This window comes from Agrobacterium sp. MCAB5 (assembly GCF_052114365.1).
Lineage (GTDB): Bacteria > Pseudomonadota > Alphaproteobacteria > Rhizobiales > Rhizobiaceae > Agrobacterium > Agrobacterium tumefaciens.
This window is the reverse complement of the sequence record NZ_JBFREP010000204.1, coordinates 1-509: the sequence shown is the minus strand read 5'-3', so window position 1 is coordinate 509 and position 509 is coordinate 1. Positions and strand designations below refer to the sequence as shown.

The window sequence follows — 509 nt, the reverse complement described above, 5'->3', positions numbered from 1 at the left end:
GGAGAGGACCCATCGAATTCGCGTCGTATCCAAGCGTAGCCAAACATTCTTCAATAGGCCGAGGAACCTTCCCGCCGAAGGCAGCCCATAATTGATCTATATCCCACTCTTTCAGACCAATCTGAAGACCGACCCGCCTCGAAAAATGGACGTAAGAACTCGAGACGTCGCCCAAGCCTGCCTGCACTTTGAGGAGCTCGAAGAGTTGATGTGGCAACCACCCATCACGTGCGATGAAAGCGAGCCGTTTGAGGTTCGCCTCTTTTGTACGTGCGATAACCCACATCATGAAGCCGAAGATCAGGGGGCCGAACACCGTATAGCCAACGCTGGCGTACTCGTCATCTGGCAGGAAATGACGCGATTGCGGCATTTGAACGAAATCAATAATGCTTCTGACAAGGTACTCTCTCTGCGGCGCACCAGAAACAAGCCGACGGTTGTCGACCTTGGCCCAGTCAGCAAATTTTGTACTTATCGAATATTCGCGCGCCTTCGCTATATCAGAG

The 509-nt window shown here is 52.3% G+C and carries 1 protein-coding gene; it reads right to left on the bottom strand.

Translation table 11 applies throughout. The features are described 5' to 3' along the window. On the bottom strand, nt 1-509 hold a 509-nt coding region (locus AB4Z23_RS28235), incomplete at both ends, for a hypothetical protein (RefSeq protein WP_441361276.1).